General features: G+C 68.8%; 1 protein-coding gene and 1 pseudogene. Both read right to left on the minus strand.

Features of this window, described 5'->3' with window-relative positions; translation table 11 throughout:
* Positions 1-211 (minus strand): annotated as a pseudogene (locus AC1D12_RS31475) (efflux transporter periplasmic adaptor subunit); the annotation flags it as partial.
* Between the two features lie 183 nt (positions 212-394).
* Positions 395-2,080: an electron transfer flavoprotein-ubiquinone oxidoreductase gene (locus tag AC1D12_RS31480; RefSeq protein WP_477845113.1), complete on the minus strand. Its 1,686-nt coding sequence runs from the start codon at positions 2,078-2,080 to the stop codon at positions 395-397.
* Positions 2,081-2,194 lie beyond the last annotated feature (114 nt).

A 2,194-nucleotide genomic window follows, 5' to 3' on the forward strand; every position in this document is an offset into this window, starting at 1 on the left:
GGCCACCGCCCGGCCCCCCGGGACCGCCCGGGCCCCCGGGGCCGGCCATCGCGCCAGCGGGTGCCGCGGCCGGCCGGTGGGTGAGGTACCAGGCGAGGCCGCCCAGCAGGGCCAGGCCGATGACCGCGATCAGCGTGCCCAGCCAGCGCCGGCGCGGGGCGGCAGGGAGGGCGGGCGTGGCGGCGTCTTTCGGCGTGTGGTCCATGGGCATGGGCAAAGGCAGTGAGGGGGTACGTCGGCGATGGGCGACTGTGCCACGCGCCGAGGCGCGCAGGTCAATCGGCGGCTGGGTGCCTCGGCACGTGGCGTGCCTGCATTCCAACCGGCCAACGTTGCCGGTGTATTGCTGCCTTGTGCCCGGGTGTCAACCCGGGGCCCCGGACTGGCGTCCGGGCTACATGCCGGCGTAGTTGGGGCCGCCGCCGCCTTCGGGCGCGACCCACACGATGTTCTGCGTCGGGTCCTTGATGTCGCAGGTCTTGCAGTGCACGCAGTTCTGCGCGTTGATCTGCAGGCGGTCCTGGCCGGCTTCGGTCTTCACGAACTCGTAGACGCCGGCCGGGCAGTAGCGGGCCTCGGGGCCGGCGTACTTCGCGAGGTTGATGCCCACCGGCACCGCGGCGTCCTTCAACGTCAGGTGYGCCGGCTGGTTCTCGCCGTGGTTGGTGTTGCTGATGAACACGCTGGAGAGCTTGTCGAAGGTCAGCTTGCCGTCGGGCTTCGGGTAGTCGATCCTCGGGCACTCGGCGGCCGGCTTCAGGCGGGCGTTGTCGGGCACGGTGCTGTGGATCGTCCACGGCGGTGCCTTGAAGCCGAGCTTGGGCAGCAGCCACAGCTCGATGCCGTTCATGATCGACGACAGGAACAGGCCCTTCTTCATCCACTGCTTGGTGTTGCGCGAGGCCTGCAGCTCTTCGTAGAGCCAGCTCTTCTCGAAGGCCTGCGGGTAGGCGCTGAGCTCATCGTGCTGGCGGCCGGCGGTGACGGCGGCGAAGGCGGCCTCGGCGGCCAGCATGCCGGTCTTGATCGCGGCGTGGCTGCCCTTGATGCGCGAGAAGTTCAGGAAGCCGGCCTCGCAGCCGACCAGCGCGCCGCCGGGGAACACGAACTTCGGCAGGCTCATCAGCCCGCCGCAGGTGATCGCGCGGGCACCGTAGCCGATGCGCTTGCCGCCTTCGAGGCAGGCGCGGATCGCGGGGTGCGTCTTCCAGCGCTGCATTTCCTCGAACGGGCTGAGCCAGGGGTTGCTGTACTCCAGGCCGGTGATGAAGCCGAGCGTGACCTTGTTGTCTTCCATGTGGTACAGGAAGCCGCCGCCGTAGGTGCTGTTGTCCATCGGCCAGCCGAGCGAGTGGATCACCTGGCCGGGCTTGGCCTTGGCGGGGTCGATCTCCCACAGCTCCTTGATGCCGAGCGCGTAGGTCTGCGGATCGCGGCCGTCGTCGAGCTTGAAGCGCGCGATCAGCTGGCGGCCGAGCTGGCCGCGGGCGCCTTCGGCGAACACCGTGTACTTGGCGTGCAGCTCCATGCCGAGCTGGAATTCGCCGGTGGGCTCGCCGTCCTTGCCGATGCCGAGGTTGCCGGTGGCGACGCCCTTGACCGAGCCGTCGTCGTTGTAGAGGACTTCGGCGGCGGCGAAGCCGGGGAAGATCTCGACGCCGAGCGCCTCGGCCTGCTGGCCGAGCCAGCGCACGACGCTGCCGAGGCTGATGATGTAGTTGCCGGCGTTGTGCAGGCTGCCGGGGATCAGGAACTGCGGCGTGCGCAGCGTGCCGGTCTGGCTGAGGAACAGCATCTCGTCATGGGCGACGGGCTGGTTCAGCGGGGCGCCGAGTTCCTTCCAGTTGGGGAAGAGTTCGGTGAGGGCGCGAGGGTCCATGATGGCGCCGCTGAGGATGTGGGCGCCGGGTTCGGAACCCTTCTCGAGCACGACGACCGAGATCTCCTTGCCCTGTGAGGCCGCCAGCTGCTTGAGCTTGATCGCGGTCGCCAAGCCGCCGGGGCCACCCCCGACGACCACGACGTCGTACTCCATGGATTCGCGCGGGCCATGTTGCTCGAGGATGGCTTCGGGGGTCATGTCGGTCCTTGTGTCCTGGGCGCTGCGCGGCAGGCAGCGCTTGTCTCGGTGGCGCGCATTGTATCGATGCTGAGCGCTAAAAAGAACGATCGTTCTTTTTTGGCATTGCCGGGG

It is taken from the genome of Rhizobacter sp. P1_G5 (assembly GCF_056405435.1).